This window comes from Deinococcus cellulosilyticus NBRC 106333 = KACC 11606 (genome assembly GCF_007990775.1).
Taxonomy (GTDB): Bacteria; Deinococcota; Deinococci; order Deinococcales; family Deinococcaceae; genus Deinococcus_C; species Deinococcus_C cellulosilyticus.
Genome location: NZ_BJXB01000015.1, coordinates 120,224 through 135,821 on the forward strand (window position 1 = coordinate 120,224; position 15,598 = coordinate 135,821).

General features: G+C 57.7%; 14 protein-coding genes. 7 read left to right on the plus strand and 7 right to left on the minus strand.

Annotation, left to right across the window (positions count from 1 at the left end):
• Nucleotides 1–10: 10 nt before the first annotated feature.
• Both DC3_RS16855 and DC3_RS16860 read right to left on the minus strand, forming a co-directional pair.
• On the minus strand, nucleotides 11–2,065 hold the full coding sequence (locus tag DC3_RS16855; RefSeq protein ID WP_146886329.1) for a sensor domain-containing diguanylate cyclase: 2,055 nt from the start codon (nucleotides 2,063–2,065) through the stop codon (nucleotides 11–13).
• Entirely contained in the window at nucleotides 2,062–4,395 is a 2,334-nt protein-coding gene (locus DC3_RS16860) for a putative bifunctional diguanylate cyclase/phosphodiesterase (RefSeq protein WP_146886331.1), read from the minus strand. Before DC3_RS16860 ends, DC3_RS16855 begins: the two co-directional genes overlap by 4 nt.
• Nucleotides 4,396–4,639: 244 nt before the next feature.
• Here DC3_RS16860 and DC3_RS16865 point away from each other — a divergent pair, with 244 nt between their 5' ends.
• Nucleotides 4,640–5,749, plus strand: coding sequence for a radical SAM protein (locus DC3_RS16865; RefSeq protein WP_146886333.1), 1,110 nt, complete (start codon nucleotides 4,640–4,642; stop codon nucleotides 5,747–5,749).
• Between the two features lie 283 nt (nucleotides 5,750–6,032).
• Nucleotides 6,033–7,685 carry a bifunctional metallophosphatase/5'-nucleotidase gene (locus DC3_RS16870; protein ID WP_222594786.1) on the plus strand — a complete coding sequence of 551 codons (1,653 nt, stop codon included), beginning with the start codon at nucleotides 6,033–6,035 and terminating at the stop codon, nucleotides 7,683–7,685.
• 124 nt (nucleotides 7,686–7,809) lie between these two features.
• On the opposite strand, the gene DC3_RS16875 is transcribed toward DC3_RS16870, so the two are convergent.
• Nucleotides 7,810–8,205 (minus strand): VOC family protein, encoded by a 396-nt coding sequence (locus tag DC3_RS16875; protein ID WP_146886335.1) that lies wholly within the window; start codon nucleotides 8,203–8,205, stop codon nucleotides 7,810–7,812.
• 98 nt (nucleotides 8,206–8,303) lie between these two features.
• On the opposite strand from DC3_RS16875, the gene DC3_RS16880 reads away from it, so the two are divergent.
• The 3 genes from DC3_RS16880 to DC3_RS16890 are packed head-to-tail and all read left to right on the plus strand — an operon-like array spanning nucleotide 8,304 to nucleotide 11,301.
• On the plus strand, nucleotides 8,304–8,801 hold the full coding sequence (locus DC3_RS16880; protein WP_146886337.1) for an NfeD C-terminal domain-containing protein: 498 nt from the start codon (nucleotides 8,304–8,306) through the stop codon (nucleotides 8,799–8,801).
• 33 nt (nucleotides 8,802–8,834) lie between these two features.
• The gene (locus tag DC3_RS16885) at nucleotides 8,835–10,139 is read left to right on the plus strand and encodes a flotillin family protein (protein WP_146886339.1); all 1,305 of its coding nucleotides are present in this window, start codon (nucleotides 8,835–8,837) and stop codon (nucleotides 10,137–10,139) included.
• Nucleotides 10,132–11,301 (plus strand): serine hydrolase, encoded by a 1,170-nt coding sequence (locus DC3_RS16890; RefSeq protein ID WP_146886341.1) that lies wholly within the window; start codon nucleotides 10,132–10,134, stop codon nucleotides 11,299–11,301. The genes DC3_RS16885 and DC3_RS16890 overlap by 8 nt, the downstream gene beginning before the upstream one ends.
• 54 nt (nucleotides 11,302–11,355) lie before the next feature.
• Here DC3_RS16890 and DC3_RS16895 read toward each other — a convergent pair whose 3' ends face one another.
• The gene (locus DC3_RS16895; RefSeq protein ID WP_146886343.1) at nucleotides 11,356–11,847 is read right to left on the minus strand and encodes a hypothetical protein; all 492 of its coding nucleotides are present in this window, start codon (nucleotides 11,845–11,847) and stop codon (nucleotides 11,356–11,358) included.
• Nucleotides 11,848–11,979: 132 nt separating this feature from the next.
• Complete coding sequence (locus DC3_RS16900) at nucleotides 11,980–12,819, minus strand: SDR family oxidoreductase (protein ID WP_146886345.1); 840 nt, start codon at nucleotides 12,817–12,819, stop codon at nucleotides 11,980–11,982.
• Nucleotides 12,820–12,947: 128 nt separating this feature from the next.
• Here DC3_RS16900 and DC3_RS16905 point away from each other — a divergent pair, with 128 nt between their 5' ends.
• The gene (locus DC3_RS16905) at nucleotides 12,948–13,841 is read left to right on the plus strand and encodes an ABC transporter ATP-binding protein (protein ID WP_146886347.1); all 894 of its coding nucleotides are present in this window, start codon (nucleotides 12,948–12,950) and stop codon (nucleotides 13,839–13,841) included.
• A complete protein-coding gene (locus DC3_RS16910) occupies nucleotides 13,838–14,554 on the plus strand; it encodes an ABC transporter permease (RefSeq protein ID WP_146886349.1) in 717 nt (238 codons plus the stop codon). The genes DC3_RS16905 and DC3_RS16910 overlap by 4 nt, the downstream gene beginning before the upstream one ends.
• Nucleotides 14,555–14,644: 90 nt before the next feature.
• Here DC3_RS16910 and DC3_RS16915 read toward each other — a convergent pair whose 3' ends face one another.
• Nucleotides 14,645–15,049 (minus strand): hypothetical protein, encoded by a 405-nt coding sequence (locus DC3_RS16915; protein ID WP_146886351.1) that lies wholly within the window; start codon nucleotides 15,047–15,049, stop codon nucleotides 14,645–14,647.
• Between the two features lie 12 nt (nucleotides 15,050–15,061).
• Nucleotides 15,062–15,562, minus strand: coding sequence for a DUF2867 domain-containing protein (locus DC3_RS16920; RefSeq protein ID WP_146886352.1), 501 nt, complete (start codon nucleotides 15,560–15,562; stop codon nucleotides 15,062–15,064).
• Nucleotides 15,563–15,598 lie beyond the last annotated feature (36 nt).

Below are 15,598 nucleotides of genomic sequence, written 5' to 3' on the forward strand. Positions count from 1 at the left end.
GGTCTGGCTTTCAAGCGTCCCTTTTGCCGCGCAGGGCATAGTAGGCCTGTTTCTGCTCGTACATGCGTTCATCGGCAATGCGCAGCAGTTCGATCAGGCCTTCCGATTCATCCGGGAACAGGGACATCCCGATGCTGGCCCCCAGTGGGAACCCCCGGAGGCTCAGTGCCTGAATGGCGGTCTGGAAGCGCTCAGCGGCCTGCTGGGCTTCCAAAGTGCTGGTGGAGGGGAGGTAGGCCAGGAATTCATCTCCGCCCAGACGGAAGATCAGGTCGGTGGAACGCTGCACGCTCTTCAGGGACCGCCCCACCTGCCGGAGGATGTCATCGCCAAACTTGTGTCCGAAGTGGTCGTTGATGGCCTTGAAGCCGTTCAGGTCCATCAGCAGAAAGCTGGCAGGTTGCCCCGAGCGCCTGAGGCTGGCAAGCCCGAGTGGAATGAGGTTTTCCAGGGCACGGCGGTTGGGGAGGCCTGTGAGGGGGTCGGTTGCAGCGGCCTCCGAGAGCTCCTGGCGCAGTTTTGCTTCCTGAACGATCACAGCAAGCTGGCTGCCCAGGAGTCCAGCTACCTCCAGAGCGTCCTGATCGAAAGCGTGTTTGTCCAGCATGTTGTTCAGGGACAGGAAAGCCAGCATTTGACCTTCATGCACAATGGGAACACACAGGTCGGCCTGCAGTTTTGCCAGGGGGACCAGATCCTGGAGCACGTCTGTCTGGATGCGCTGCACATCTGCATCGCTGCTGTCCAGCCTGCGGATGCGGGGAATGCCGTTCAGACACTCCTCCTGTGAGCCGCCGTACCAGACCAGAACGTCCTGTTCGGGAATCCGCACATGGGCCAGAGGACCAAGATCGAGCCCCTGGCTGGCAACCATGCGGTAATGCTGGTCCTCGCGGATCAGGAGGGCTCCGTACTGTGCTCCGGGAAGCAGGTCTGCAGCGGCGGTCATCAGCAGGGAATTGAGTTCATCCAGGCTCAGGGAGCGCAGGGCACTGAGGATGGCCTCACTTTTCTTGAGGCGCTCCAGCAGGGTCTGTTTCTGGATCAGCATCCCCAGCTGACGTCCCAGGTTGCTCAAGAACTCCTGCTCCTCACTGTCCCAGCGTTCATACTCCTTGCGCCCCACCACCAGAAAGGCCCTGGAGCGGCTCAGGGAAGGCAAGGGAATGATGGCAACGGCAGCCCGGTCAAAGTCAGGCAGGTGGTGGCTGCGGGCGGTCTCTTCATCATGGGTGAACAGGGCACGCTGCTCCAGGTAGGCCTTCCACAGCAGGTTGTGATTGAATTCCACATTCTGTGCGTCCAGAAGGGTGTGGGCGTAAGGCCTGAAGGTGTTCTTGTCGTACACGTACACCCCGCAACTGGTGTAATTGCGGTGGGAGAGCAGGGCGTAACACACCTGCTGGGCCCCCTCTTTGAGGTTGTGGGCGTCCTGCAGTTCCAGCGTGATGTAATTCAGGAAGGCATTTTCCTGATTGCGGGCAATTTGCGAAAGCCTCGCCTCCACCACTTTCAGCAGTTCATCAAGCTGGATGTGACGGGGCACCCCCCGCACTTCCAGCTGCGTCACCCGCTGGTTCAGGGCATAGATGGCGTAGGTGTTTGGAAGGGTCTGGATGATGTTCTGGTGGAGTTCCACCGATTTCACTCCATTGGACAGCAGGAAATCGCGGGTGTAGTTCAGCACGCTTTCCACGGTGGGGCTGTCTTCCAGTTCGCTCCACAGGCCCAGAAGCAGAGACTGGGTGGTCCCTGTGGGAGCGGTGCGGGGCCTGCGGTAGACCAGGCCAATGAAGTTGGCCAGCACCAGCATCCCGGCCACCAGCAGGGTTTTGCTGGCAATGGGGGTGCTCCAGCCCAGCACGATCAGCATGGCCAGCACAAAAGCACTGATGGGACCCGCAGGAATCGGGTAGATCAGCAGGGTGCCTGCAATGAGGAGGGCCACCAGCAGTCCCACCAGTTGAACGGGATACAGCTGAACCAGCAGCAGCACACCTCCTGCTGCGAGCAGGGGCAGGGCCATCTTGCTCCAGAGGGTGCGAGACACCGTCAGGGTGTTCATTTCAGTGCCCCCATCCACTGCCTCAGGTCCCGGTGGCTGAGCGGTCTCGAGATGTGGTACCCCTGAATCAGGTCGCAGCGGTGGGTCCTCAGCCACTGCACCTGCTCTGAAGTCTCCACCCCTTCGGCGATCACTTTGAAACCCAGCCCATGCCCGAGCTGGATCAGGCTGTCCATCAGGCGGTTGTCGGTCTCCGACTCCCCGAGGTAGGTGGTGAAACTGCGGTCCAGCTTCAGGACATCCAGAGGCAGATGTTTCAGGTAGCTCATGGAGGAGTACCCCACCCCGAAATCGTCCAGAGCCACCTTGATGCCCCACCTGCGCATCTCTTCGAGCCTGGAGACCACCACATCCCGTTCCTGCATCAGGGTGCCCTCGGTGACTTCAATCTGCAGCCTTGAAGCCCTTTCTCCCAGACGAAGGGCAAAGTCCCGCATCCAGGCAAAGAATTCAGAGTCGCGGATGGTGCTCGGAGACAGGTTCACCGAGCAGACAAAATCCAGGTCGCGCAATTCCTCCATGGCCAGCTCAATGACCCGCTGGTCCAGCCTGCGAATCAGGCCTGTCTCCTCGGCCAGATTGATGAATTCCTCGGGCGAGATGAAGCGTCCCTGGCGGTTTTGCAGGCGCACCAGGCATTCCACCCCCCACAGTTTCTGCTGGTGAATGTCCCACAGGGGCTGGTACTGCAGCACCAGTTTGCGTTTCTGGATGGCATCTCTGAGTTCCTGCTCGATCAGCATGCGTTCGCTGGAGGGAAGGTCAAACTCAGGGCGGTACACGGCCACCCCCTGGCGGTTCAGTTTGGCGTACCTCAGGGCAGAGTTGGCCTGCCGCAGCAAATCATGGTAGGTCTGACCCTGGTGGGGATAGATGGCCAGACCCATCGCCAGAGACAGGATGTGTTGCTGCCCTGCAAAGTGCAGGGGTTGCTCAAAAGCATTCTGCACGCTGTAGGCCACCTGCATCAGTTCCGAGATGGAAGAGCGGCGCAGCACCATGGCGAATTCATCCCCATCGAGCCTTCCGAGCAGGTCCGGGTGGGCCACATGCTTGCGCAGCTTTCGGGCCACGGCCTGCAGGAGTTCATCTCCCACGGCAAAGCCCAGAGAGTCATTGATGTCCTTGAAACGGTTGACGTCCCACAGCATCACCCCCACCACATTCTGTGGATCTGCGGTCAGGATGAGCTGGTCTGCGGTGTCCTGCAGGTACGCCCGGTTGTAGAGTCCGGTCAATTGATCCGACTGGTTCAGGTATTCGAGGCGTTCCAGCGAGGCTTTCTGGGCACTGATGTCCCGGACCACGGCCAGCACGTCCTCTTCGCTGTGACGGGCCACCCGGGCCTCAAAGAACTGCACACTCTGACCCAGATCGAGGGCGTATTCAATGGTCTGCAGTTCTGCTGTCTCCAGGGCTCTGGAGATCACATGCTCGAACATCTCTGCCAGATGGGGAGGGAAGAGGTCGTAAATGCGTTTTCCAAGAAACATCTCCACTGGAGCAGCAAGCAAATCAGGATCTGGAGAGTGCACGTCCTTGCACACACCAGATCGGTCAATCAGGAACACTGTGTCTGGAATGGCGCTCAGCATGGTGCGGTGTCGGGCTTCACTTTCCCGCAACTGGCGTTCTGCCTCCTTGCGGTCCCGGATGTCCCGGGCGATCAGCACGGTGATGCGTTCGGCGGTGTTGGGTTCCACCCAGCTGCGGCACACCACCTCCACCTCCAGCCTTTCACCGGAGAGGCTTTTCCAGTGCTGCTCGGTCGGGGGCATGATCTGGTCCTCAGAAGGGAGGGCCTGCACCAGTTTCAGCAGGAAGGTCTGGTCTTCGGGTTCCACGACCTGCCAGAGGTTGAGTCCCACCGCCTGCTGGTCTGGAATGCCAAGCAGGGCGGCCATGCTGGAATTGGCATAGACGATGTCCAGCCGTTCACTGAGCATGCAGATGGCATCTGGCGAGATCTCCACCAGCGACCTGAAACGCTCCTCGCTCTGCATGACCTCGCTGATTTCTGGACGGACAGGGTTCAGAAACACCACCGCCCCTCCTGCAGGGCGGCTTTTCACAAACAGGTCCATCTCTGCTGGATGGTGTGCCGAGCGGTATTTGAGGTGGGCCGTGATGTGCTGGCCCTCGCGAGGAAGGTGTTCCCCTCGAAAGATGTTGCGGAGTTCTTCGCTGAAATGGCTGTCAAATGGGGTGTCCATGGGGTCCAGGGGAAGCAGGGTCCTGGCATAAGCGTTGCTGTAAATGCAGTACCCCTGGGGGTTGGTCACAATCACGCCACTTTCAATTGCATCTGTCAATTCATCCCAGATTGGCATGGTCTTCCTTTGGTTCCCGGACGTCTTTTGATGGTGCGAGCCATATTGGATTATACGCTTTCACCAAATGCGAGTCTAACGGTTCTGTTGCACAGAAATGTCTGCAGAAAGCAAAATGGGGCAACATCAGTGCAGAGCATCTCCTGGATGCAAGAGGAATTTTCCAGATTGCACATCAGGGATCTCCCGTCTTGCACCAGACAGGTCTTTTGTTTTCAGAGACCTGACCCGATAGACTCTGGGCATGAAGCATCACCTCTACCCGCACAGCACCACCTTCAGCCCTGATCCCCAGAGGGTGTTCTCATTCGATCTGGAGGGAAGGCTGATTTCGGTGTTCAAAGGTGGGGTGGTGTACAAGCGGGACCTGTCCAGCAACGTGCATGTGCGCTACCAGCAGGAGGGCAGACAGCGTGAGGTGCTGAACCCTGAGCAGGCCAGACGATTTTTTGAAGACGTTGAGAGGCAAATCCAGGACCTGCTCCCCATCCTGCCAGAGGATCTGGTTTGCAGGTTGAGAGACCGTTACACCCCGGATCAACTGCTGGACCAGAAAGCAAAGTTTTTGCAGGTGTACCGTCCCATCTCCATTCTGCCGCCCGATCAGTACCTCTCCGTGGTGCTGCAGGCCACCGAGGGGTGCACCTGGAACAAATGCACCTTCTGCAATTTCTACGCAGACCGTCCCTTCAAGGTGAAAACCCCGGAAGAGTTTGCAAAGCACGTGCAGGAGGTCCAGGCTTTCTTTGGTGAAGGGGTGCGGCTTCGCAAGAGTGTCTTTCTGGCAGACGGCAATGCCCTTGCCCTCAGCTTTTCCAGACTGCAGGAGATGCTCTTTCAAACCCGGCAGGCGTTTCCCGGTCTCCCGGTGGCCAGTTTCATTGATGTGTTCACAGGCAGCAGGCACACCCCTGAAGAGTGGACCGCCCTGAAAGACCTGGGCCTCCAGAGGGTCTTCATTGGCATGGAAAGTGGCCTGGACGAGGTGCTGCGCTTCATCAACAAGCCTGGATCTCAGGCAGACCTGCTGGAGTTTGTCTCTGAACTGAAACATGCAGGATTGCAGGTGGGCCTGATTCTGATGGTCGGGGTCGGTGGGCATGAATTCCGTGAACCTCATGCAGAGGCATCCCTGGAGGCCCTGAAAAAGATGCCTCTGGACGCAGGAGACCTGATTTACCTGTCGCCTTTTGTGGAACATCCAGGGTTCACGTACTCGGAGAAACGGGAAGCCGCAGGGCTCACCCCCATGTCTGAGCCTGAAGTGGAAACGGAACTGGCCCTGATGGCGAAAAGAGTGCGCAGCATGGGCCTGAAAGCTGCAAGATATGACATCCGGGAATTTCTGTACTGATTGATCAGGTGTGTTTCAGCTCACAGGAGTATGAAGGTCTATAAGGCAGATTCTTCAGTGGCACCAGCTCAGGACCAAACAACAGGCACCCTGACCCTGAAACATGTTATGGTCTGTCTGGTACACACTTTGCATTCTCAGGCCTGTTCAGAGGTGGACCCGGTTCAAGGTCAGTAAACTTGCACTGAATTCAAAGTTGTATGATACTGATCTGACAGAAGTCCACAACACTGAATGGCACTGTTTTTGCCTGTGCTGCACACCAAATCGATTAGGGGGAAACATGAGTAAGATTTCACGCCGCAACCTACTGAAGATTCTGGGTCTGGGAAGCGCTGTCACCGTGACCGGAAGTGCAGCCAGAGCACAGACCGCCACCTCTGGCAAAGTCACCCTTTTCACCTTCCTGCACTCCAACGACACCCACGACCACCTGGAGCCCACCACCGTCACCGGAACCGGACCCGACGGCAAGGCGTTCAGCGTGCAATACGGTGGGGTCGCCCGCGTCAAAACCCTCATCGACGAACTGAAGCGCCGCTCCATCAACCCGGTCATCCTGGATGCCGGAGATGTGTTCACCGGAACCCTCTATGGTCAGGTGTACAAAGGCCTTGCTGACCTGGCCTACATGGAAGCTTTTGGCACCCAGGCCCAGACCATCGGCAACCACGAGTTCGACAACGGTCCTGCACAGCTTGCCGATTACATCAAGAACGCCAGTTTCCCGGTGGTGTCCGCCAACATTGACGCTTCCGGTGACGAAAAACTCAAGGGCCTGATCAAGCCCTACACCATCGTCCAGACCGACAACGGGCCTCTTGGTGTGATCGGTGTGACCACCCCGGACACCCCCATCACTTCCAGCCCCGGAGACACCGTCAAATTCCTGGACCCCCGCGAAACCGTGCAGAAAGCTGCCGATGAACTGCGTGCCCAGGGCATCAACAACATCGTGCTGCTCTCCCACCTTGGGTACAGCGTGGATCTTGCTCTCGCGCCACAACTCAAAGGCGTGGGTGTGATCATCGGTGGTCACAGCCACACCCCCCTCGGCAAGTACGAAGGCCTCGGACTCCCCGCCTCAGAAGGGCCCTACCCCACCGTGCTGCAGGATGCCAGTGGCAACCCCATCCTGATTGTTCAGGCCTGGGAATGGGCCAAGTTCTACGGCTCCCTGCGCGTGGGCTTCAACGAAGAAGGTGTGCCCCAGACCTGGGTCGGCAAAGTTTACCCCGTCACTGCAGACTACAAGAACGACATCCGTCTGCAGGCCACCATGCGTGCTTTCCAGCTTCCCCTCGAAGCCTTCCGCAAGACCCCCGTGGGCACCGCTGCCGTCAAACTGAACGGCGACCGTCCAGACGTGCGCAAACGCGAGACCAACCTCGGCAACTTCATCAGCGACGCCTACCTGTGGGCCACCCAGAAGTATGGCACCCAGATCGCCCTGATGAACGGCGGGGGCATCCGGGCCAGCATCGCCGCAGGCACCGTGACCAACGGGGACACCATCACCGTGCAGCCCTTCGGCAACACCGTCTACGTGATGGATCTGACCGGCCAGGAAATCATCGCTGCCCTGGAAAACGGGGTCAGCGACTGGGCCAACGGAGCAGGTCGCTTCCTGCAGGTGGGCGGCATGCGCTACAGCTTCGACCCCACCAAGGCCGCAGGAAGCCGCGTCCTCAGCGCAGAAATCAAACAGGCCGATGGCACCTTCAAAGCCATTGACCCGGCAGCCACCTACAAAGTGGTCACCAACAACTTCATTGCGAACGGTGGGGACAACTTCGCTGTGCTGAAAAACGCCAGAGGGTTCCGTCAGGACACCTACCTCACCGACTACGTGGTGGTCAACGACTACTTCGCTTTCGTGAAATCTGCCAACCCTGTGGTGGAAGGTCGCATCACGATTGTGAACGAACCCAAGTAACATCTTGTGTCCATGGGCCGTTCCCCTGCGGGGGAACGGTTTTTGTTGACCGGGGTTGCTGAGGGCCAGCCCCTCAAACGCCCACCCATGTCCCCCTCTGTAGGGGCGGGCCGCTGGCTCGCCCTTATTGCAAGGAATCCAACCCCCACAACCCCCGTGATGCCAGTTCCACCAGATTCCCACTGGGATCGTAGAACAGGAGGGAATCTCCTTTGAGGCCCCCCCAGCTGTAGCGGGTCACTTCAAAACCAGCAACTTCCAGACGGGCCTCCCAGAAGTCCAGGCGGTCCTGCTCCATTTCAAAGCAGACATGTCCTCCGGGCCTGACCCCATGGGTGGGCAGGGTGCCTGGCCTGAGGGATTCTTCGGGGTTGAACAGCAGGAGCATGCCGTTGCCTGCCTTCAGGAAAACGTGGCGCGGGAGTCTGCGGGAGTGCACCTCAAAACCCAGCAGGCCACAGTAGAACGCTTCTGCTTCCAGCAGGTCATGCACATACAGGCAGGTTTCGAGAATGTTCATGTGGGTCTATTGTATAAAAGTCGCATAAAACAGATGCCTGTTTCTGAAGCGCAGGAACACTTCTTCCTCAGCTCTCGTACCATGAAATGGAGGGTTCCATGATTTTCTGGCTGTGTTTGCTCATTGGAGGTGCATTGATTCTGGTTTCACTGCTGTTCCAGCATGACAGCACGGTGGACGCGGGTTCTCCAGACCTGCATGATGTTTTTTCCTGGCTGAACCTCAGGGCTGTGGTGTTTGCTGTGGCTTTTTTTGGTCTGGGGGGCGTGATTGCGTCCCGTCTGGGCCTGAACATGGGGGGACAGTGGGTTTTCGCCCTGATCACGGGCCTGAGTGTGGGCATCACCACGGCCTGGCTTTTCCGTTATGCCAGACAGCAGGAGTTCAGTGGTCAGGTGGGTGATCTGGTGGGACGCACCGGCAAGGTGATCGTTCCCCCGAGGCCCGAACATCCCGGCAAGGTGATGCTGACGGTTTCCGGTCAGGTCACCGAATTTCACGCCCACTCGAGTGACCTCTTGCAGGTGGGTGAGCCCATCATCGTGGTTGGGGTGGAACAGGGTACATTGAATGTCAGGCGCTGGCATCAGATCTGACCTGAACAGCGTGACAGCATTGAGGAGGATTCAATGAACAATCTGGATTTGAGTTCGCTGCTGGTGATCGTGGGTCTGGTGGTCATCGCAGTGGTATTTGTGGTCATTCTGGTCAAGAATTTTCTGATTGTGGTGCCCCCGAACCGGGTGCTGGTGATTTCAGGTCGCCGCACTGCCCAGGAGGGGGGCGATTCGGTGGGTTACCGGGTGATCCGTGGGGGGCGTGCTTTCCGGGTTCCAGTGCTGGAACAGATCAACTGGATGGACCTCAACACCATCCCACTGGACCTCACCGTGCAGAATGCCTACTCCAAAGGGGGCATTCCACTGACTGTGCACGCTGTGGCGAACGTCAAGGTCAATGCCAGAGAGCCTTACCTCTCCAATGCCATTGAGCGTTTTCTGGAAGTGAAACGGGAGCAGATCACCCAGATCACCAAGGACACCCTGGAGGGGAACCTCCGTGGCATCATCGCCACCCTGACCCCCGAGGAGATCAACGAGGACCGCCTGCGCTTCGCAGAAGCCCTGATCGAAGAGGCTGAGCACGACATGCACAAGATCGGCATGCAGCTCGACACCCTCAAGATCCAGAACGTCTCGGATGAATCAGGATATCTGGATTCCATCGGTCGCCGTAGAACTGCCGAGGTTCTGAAAGAGGCCCGCATTGCCGAGGCCGAGCGCAACGCCGAAGCCACCCAGGCCGAGGCGGGTGCACAGCAGCGTTCCCAGGTGTCCCAGGCCCAGGCGCAGCAGGCGATCATTGAAGAGCAGAACAAACTCAGGGTCCGTACGGCCGAACTGAATGCCGTTGCTGTTGCCAAGGAGAATGAAGCTGCAGTGGCCGGGGAACGGGCCCGGGTGATTGCCGAGCAGGAACTGGAGCACCAGCGGATCGTGCTGAACCAGAAGCGTCTGGAAGCCGACGTGATCACCCCTGCCCGTGCACAACGCGAAGCCAGCCTGCTGGAAGCCCAGGCCGATGCAGCCCCCATCATCGAAGAGGGCCGTGCCAAGGCAGAAGCGTTCCGTTTGCTGGTTGAAGCGTTCAATCAGGCGGGAGTTGCAGGAGAGCGCGCGTTCATCCTCAACATGATGCCCACCCTGGTCAAAGAGATGGCCGATGCTGTGCGCAGCGTCAAGATCGACAAACTCAACGTCATCGATTCTGGCAACGGTGAAGGCTTCAATTCCACCCTGCACAACCTGCCGAAAGGCATCCTGAGCCTGCTGGATCAGGTGGAGACCACCACCGGAGTGGACCTGCTCTCCACCTTCAAACGCAGTGCAGAGCAGCACGAAGCCCGGACTGAAGGCAAGCAGGACCATGCATAAAATCTTGCTGATTTCGGCTGCGCTTGCTGGAGTGTCTTTTGCCCAGTTCACCCAGGCGGTGACCCCCGAGCAGGCCCTTGCCAGACTGTTCACCCAGGGGCCCATCAAGCCCGAATGGTTTGCACCAGAGGTTCTCAAGCAGGTTCCACTGGCCCAGATTCAGGCGGTCATCACCGGAATTGCCCAGCAGGGAGGGGCTTTCCAGAAAGCGGTCCCTGCAGGGCAGGATTTCACGCTGGAATTCGAGAAAACCCTGGTGACAGCCACCCTCCGACTGGACGCCCAGGGCAAGATCACCACCCTGCTTTTCAAGGCGGTGAAGCCCAGGGTCAAGGACCTGAGGGAAGCCATGAAAGGCTACTTCACCCTGCCAGGAAAATTCAGTGTGGTGGTCATGAAAAATGGGCAGGTCCTTCAGCAGGCTGGAGTCACAGAGCCTCTGGCGGTGGGGTCCACTTTCAAACTTGCGGTGCTGGCTGCCCTTCAGGAACAGATTGAGGCAAAAAAACTGGGCTGGGACACGGTGGTCACCCTCGAACCCCAGGACATCAGCCTGCCCAGCGGTCAACTGCAAGACTGGTATCCCGGAGCCCATTTCACCCTGGAAACCCTGGCAGGCCTGATGGTCTCCCAGAGCGACAACACTGCAACAGATGCACTGATTCGCATTCTGGGCAGGGAGGCCATTGAAAAATTTCTGCCTGCAGCCAATCAGCCCCTGCTGACCACCCGCAATCTTTTTGCCCTGAGAGACGCCGCAAACAAGTCCGCACTTGAGCTCTACCTCAAAGGGGATGTGGCCGCAAAGCGTGAGGTCCTGAAGCAACTCGACCAGATCCCGGCGCAGAAGATCCAGTTCTCAGGCACCCAGGGAGACCTGCGGGCCGAGTGGCTCCTCACCCCCACCGAGGCCTGCACCCTGATGTCAAAAGTGCAGAACCTGAAAATCACCCAGATCAATCCGGGTGTGGTCAACCCTGCAGACTGGAAGCAGGTCAGTTACAAAGGCGGCAGTGAGGTGGGCGTGCTGAACCTGACCACCGCACTGCTGGACCAGGCAGGCAACACTTACTGTGTCAGTGCCACCTGGAATCACACCCAGGCCATCGATGACAGCAATTTCATCCAGCTGTACATGAATGTCCTCGGCAGTCTGGAGTGAATCCATCTTCAGAAGACCCCGCATGTGCGGGGTCTTTTTGTTGTTTTCTGCGTCTCAGGAGGTGTAGCTGGCACTGGAGCTCGAATAATTCTGCTGATCGTCCTGCAGCACCTTGAAGGCCACTGTTCCCAGCAGGGCCAGCAGTTCTGCAGGCACATTGCCCTGAATCTCAAGGTCCTTGCCCTCGACCTGACCACCGATGCGTCCAGCAAGCTGATTTCCCTCGGCACGGAAGTTCAGGTCATATCCCAGCGAGGGGCCTCCGAACCTTCCAGTGATGTGCTGGCCTTCAATATCAAAAAGAATGTCCTGTCCAATAAAATTTCCTCCCAGACGTCCTTCGCTGTGTCTGCCCAGCTGGACATTCACATCAAAACCATCGCTGCTGCCACCAATGCGGCCTCGCACCGTCTGGTTTTCAATGTTCAGGAGGATGTTCTTGCCAATCTGGGCTCCACCGATGCGTCCACGTACCAGGGGAGGGGTGTATGTGGCCTGGATGTCATATCCCACACTGCTGCCACCAATGCGTCCCTGTATTTCCATGACACCAGTTTACGGTTTGAACCGTCTACATTGTTACACTTTTATCACATTTGTATGGGCATTGAACCTGTATGTGTTGTTGCCTGACACAACAAAAGAGGGGAAGCCAGACTTCCCCTTTATGCATGTCGTTCAGCCTTTTTTGCGAGTCTCGGCCAGTTTCATCCAGTCCTGGGGGGAAAGTTCATCCAGGATGTTGAATTCTCCGGCATTCCACACGCTTTCTCCACCATCAATGTGGATCAGGTCTCCGGTGATGAAGCCTGAGAGGTCGCTCAGCAGGTAGCTTGCAAGGTTGGCCAGTTCCACATGGTCGCCATAACGCCTGAGTGGGATGCGGCTCTTGAGTTTTTCGCCGAACTCTTCAGAGGGGAGAAGCCTTTCCCATGCCCCTTCGGTGGGGAAAGGACCGGGAGCCACAGCATTCAGGCGGATGCCGTATTTGCCCCACTCTGCAGCCAGAGATTTGGTCAGGGTTACGACCCCTGCCTTGGCAACAGCACTGGGCACCACATAGCCACTGCCGCTCTGCGCGTAGGTGGTGGCGATGTTCAGGACCACGCCGCCACTTTTGCGGGCAATCCAGCGTTTCCCGAGTTCCAGGGTGCAGTAGAAGGTCCCATGCAGCACGATGCCCAGCACGGCGTCCACAGCACGGTGGGAGAGCATCTGGGTGGGGGAGATGAAGTTCCCTGCAGCATTGTTGACCAGGGCATCAATGGGCCTGCGTTTTTCGATGGTGTCAATGACTTCCGTGACCTGCTCGGGGTTTCTCACATCACAGGTCTGGTAGAAGACAGGCCCAAGATCTTTGAATTCCTCTGCCGTTTCTTGCAGCACATTTTCACGGCGACCCAGGATGGTGACTTCTGCACCGAGTTCCAGAAACCGCTTCACCATGCTTTTGCCCAGCCCACTGCCACCACCGGTGACCAGGACGTGCTTGCCTGCCAGCAAATCATTTTGAAACATGTCTTTCTCCTTGTGTTTTTCAGTGTACCCAAATTTCTGTACTGAGTCAAAAATTAAGACGGGGGTGAGGGGTGTTGACAGTGCACTAGTAAACTAGTACACTAAGGCCATAGAAAGAAGGAGGAGAAATGAGCATCCTTGCCATTCAAGATTTACACAAGACCTACGGAGCCCGCCCCGCCGTCCAGGGCGTCAACATGAAAATTGGCAGCGGCCAGATCTACGGATTTCTCGGCCCCAACGGAGCAGGAAAAACCACCACCATCCGCATGCTGCTGGGCCTGATCCGTCCCTCCAGAGGCAACATTCAACTCTTTGAACAACACCTCAACCGCCGTGCCCTCACCAAAGTGGGAGCCATTGTGGAAGCCCCCAGTGCCTACGGTCACCTGACCGGCAAAGAAAACCTGCAGGTGGTGGCCCGCCTCAGGGGCATGAGCGAACGCCGCATCCCTGAACTGCTGGACTATGTGGGCCTGAAAGACGCCCAGAACCGGGTGGTGCGCGGTTACTCGCTTGGCATGAAAGGCCGCCTCTCCATCGCCGCAGCCCTGATGGGTTCCCCTGAATTTCTGGTCCTTGATGAACCCACCAACGGCCTTGACCCCAACGGCATCCGTGAAGTGCGCGAACTGATCCAGTCCCTGCCCCAGCGTGGCATCACCGTGATGGTCTCCAGCCACATCCTCTCCGAAGTCGAACAGATGGCCACCCACGTGGGCATCATCCACCAGGGCATGATGCGCTACGAAGGGGCCCTGAAAGACCTGCAGAACCGCTCCAAACCCACCCTGCGCATCCGGGTCAGTGATCCAGAAGTGGCTTTCAGCAAACTGCAAATGTCCTACCCCCAGGCCCAGCTTTCTGAAAAGACCATCGAACTCCCTGCCGATCCTGAGAAGGCCCCTGGCATCATCCGCGAACTGGTGCAGCAGAACTTCGATGTGTACAGCATCACTCCCCACCAGGCCACCCTCGAAGACCTCTTCATGAACATCACCAGCAAGGAGCGTGCACAATGATCGGTTTGCTGCAAGCAGAAGCCCTGAAATACCGCCGGACCCCCACTTTGCTTCTCTCCATCGGTGTGCCCATCGGACTGGGCCTCCTGATCTGGGCGGTCTTGACCTTCGGCAGTGGAATGAGCAGCCTGAAAGGGCCTGCCGGATGGAAAATGCTCGGAGAATTCATGACCCAGATGTGGATGCAGATGGTGCTTCCCTTCGGTGCAGCCATCATCAGCTCACAGGTGTGGGGTCTGGAAACCCAGGACAACCACCTCAAACACCTGCTGGTCCAGCCCATCACCCGCACCCAGGTGTACTTCACCAAACTGATTGCCCTGATTGCCCTGATCGGCCTTGGCATCCTCGTGATGGGTCTGGTTTACCTCGGAATTGGCGGCATCCGTGGCTTCGGTGAGGGCCAGCAGGTGCTCACCCTCCTCAAGAACCTCGGCCTGACCGGTCTGGTGGCCCTCCCCCTGGTGACCCTGCACCTGTGGATCAGCATGCGCGTCAAGGCCATGACCCTCAACATCTCCCTGGCCGTGCTTGGTGTGATGGCCGCAGGATTCGCCGCTGGCAGCAAGTTCTGGTACTACATTCCCTGGACCTACGCTCCTGCTGTGCTGAGCCCCAAGTTCCACGACATGGCCCTGATTCTGGGTGGCAGCGTGACCCTGGTCCTGATCCTCCTCAGCGTGCTGGACTTCCGCAGAAGAGACCTGCACTGACCTTCAAAACTCCCCTCCTCCTTGAATGATTGACAACCCATATATGAATCCCCGAGAGTGAATGGCTCTCGGGGTTTTTCTGTCCCAAAATCAGACGTGCTGACGGGGTTTTCTGCTGGCAAGCCACGCACCACCTGCGGCAATCAGGAACAGCACCCACTGTCCCAGCATCAGGAAATCCTGGGTGCTCTGGTGCCAGAGGGCAAGCTGCAACAGCCAGGAAACCGCGTAGAGCAGGCACAGGCCACTGACCACCTGGTACAGCACAGTGGCTTTCGGAAACCTCAGGCTGGCAAAGATCAGACCTGCAGCAAGCACCAGCAGGTCCACCGTGACCAGATGGAAGGCCCCCACTTTCATCAGCCAGTTCTGGTGCCCGGCAGGAGATGATGGCTGGAACTGCAACACCTCCTGTCCTCCCATGAACACATGAATTCCAAAAGCGAGCAGAAAGAACAGACCTGTGAAAAGGGCATAACCATTTAAACTTTTCATGAGTTACTCCTTTCAGTGGGTGGAGAGGGCTCCGGCACGAATCATGTTGTTGACCACCACATGATGGAAAGGGGAAATTACGGCGTAATACAGCCGCCCGGTCCAGTGGTGGTATTCAATCAGGGTGTAGAGCTGGATGGTGTCCTGCTGTTTTTCAACTGCAAGGTAAGCCGTCAGGTGTCGGTCTTTTGCCGCCGAGACCCAGAGGTTCCCCTCCGCATGCATGACGGTGAAAAAGGCAGCTTTTTTGCCTTTCACAAAAGGAACGTCTTTTGCAGAGATAGGCTGCATCTGGACAGCACCATGTCCCTTGAGGCCAATCAGGGGAACCAATTGGCCTCGCAGCCAGTACAGAAAGGTCAGCCATGCCGGGGAGTAGGAGAAGCATCCAGCGATGAATTCCCTGAGGGGTTTATGGGTCTTCACCCGCTTCACCTCGATGTAATCTGCCTTCTGAATGAAGGGGAGAAGTCCCTGGGGGTACTGCCCTGGCCGGTAACGGGTCTGGATCATCTGCGTTCCTCCTGTGAAACTCTGTTGAGATCACTC

What these genes read in the sequence shown, in the direction of transcription:
- DC3_RS16915 (WP_146886351.1), bottom strand. Translation starts at nt 15,049, where the DNA reads ATGAAAAGTTTAAATGGTTATGCCCTTTTCACAGGTCTGTTCTTTCTG.
- DC3_RS16900 (WP_146886345.1), bottom strand. Translation starts at nt 12,819, where the DNA reads ATGTTTCAAAATGATTTGCTGGCAGGCAAGCACGTCCTGGTCACCGGT.
- DC3_RS16875 (WP_146886335.1), bottom strand. Translation starts at nt 8,205, where the DNA reads ATGAACATTCTCGAAACCTGCCTGTATGTGCATGACCTGCTGGAAGCA.
- DC3_RS16890 (WP_146886341.1), top strand. Translation starts at nt 10,132, where the DNA reads ATGCATAAAATCTTGCTGATTTCGGCTGCGCTTGCTGGAGTGTCTTTT.
- DC3_RS16880 (WP_146886337.1), top strand. Translation starts at nt 8,304, where the DNA reads ATGATTTTCTGGCTGTGTTTGCTCATTGGAGGTGCATTGATTCTGGTT.
- DC3_RS16855 (WP_146886329.1), bottom strand. Translation starts at nt 2,065, where the DNA reads ATGAACACCCTGACGGTGTCTCGCACCCTCTGGAGCAAGATGGCCCTG.
- DC3_RS16910 (WP_146886349.1), top strand. Translation starts at nt 13,838, where the DNA reads ATGATCGGTTTGCTGCAAGCAGAAGCCCTGAAATACCGCCGGACCCCC.
- DC3_RS16865 (WP_146886333.1), top strand. Translation starts at nt 4,640, where the DNA reads ATGAAGCATCACCTCTACCCGCACAGCACCACCTTCAGCCCTGATCCC.
- DC3_RS16860 (WP_146886331.1), bottom strand. Translation starts at nt 4,395, where the DNA reads ATGCCAATCTGGGATGAATTGACAGATGCAATTGAAAGTGGCGTGATT.
- DC3_RS16920 (WP_146886352.1), bottom strand. Translation starts at nt 15,562, where the DNA reads ATGATCCAGACCCGTTACCGGCCAGGGCAGTACCCCCAGGGACTTCTC.
- DC3_RS16895 (WP_146886343.1), bottom strand. Translation starts at nt 11,847, where the DNA reads ATGGAAATACAGGGACGCATTGGTGGCAGCAGTGTGGGATATGACATC.
- DC3_RS16870 (WP_222594786.1), top strand. Translation starts at nt 6,033, where the DNA reads ATGAGTAAGATTTCACGCCGCAACCTACTGAAGATTCTGGGTCTGGGA.
- DC3_RS16905 (WP_146886347.1), top strand. Translation starts at nt 12,948, where the DNA reads ATGAGCATCCTTGCCATTCAAGATTTACACAAGACCTACGGAGCCCGC.
- DC3_RS16885 (WP_146886339.1), top strand. Translation starts at nt 8,835, where the DNA reads ATGAACAATCTGGATTTGAGTTCGCTGCTGGTGATCGTGGGTCTGGTG.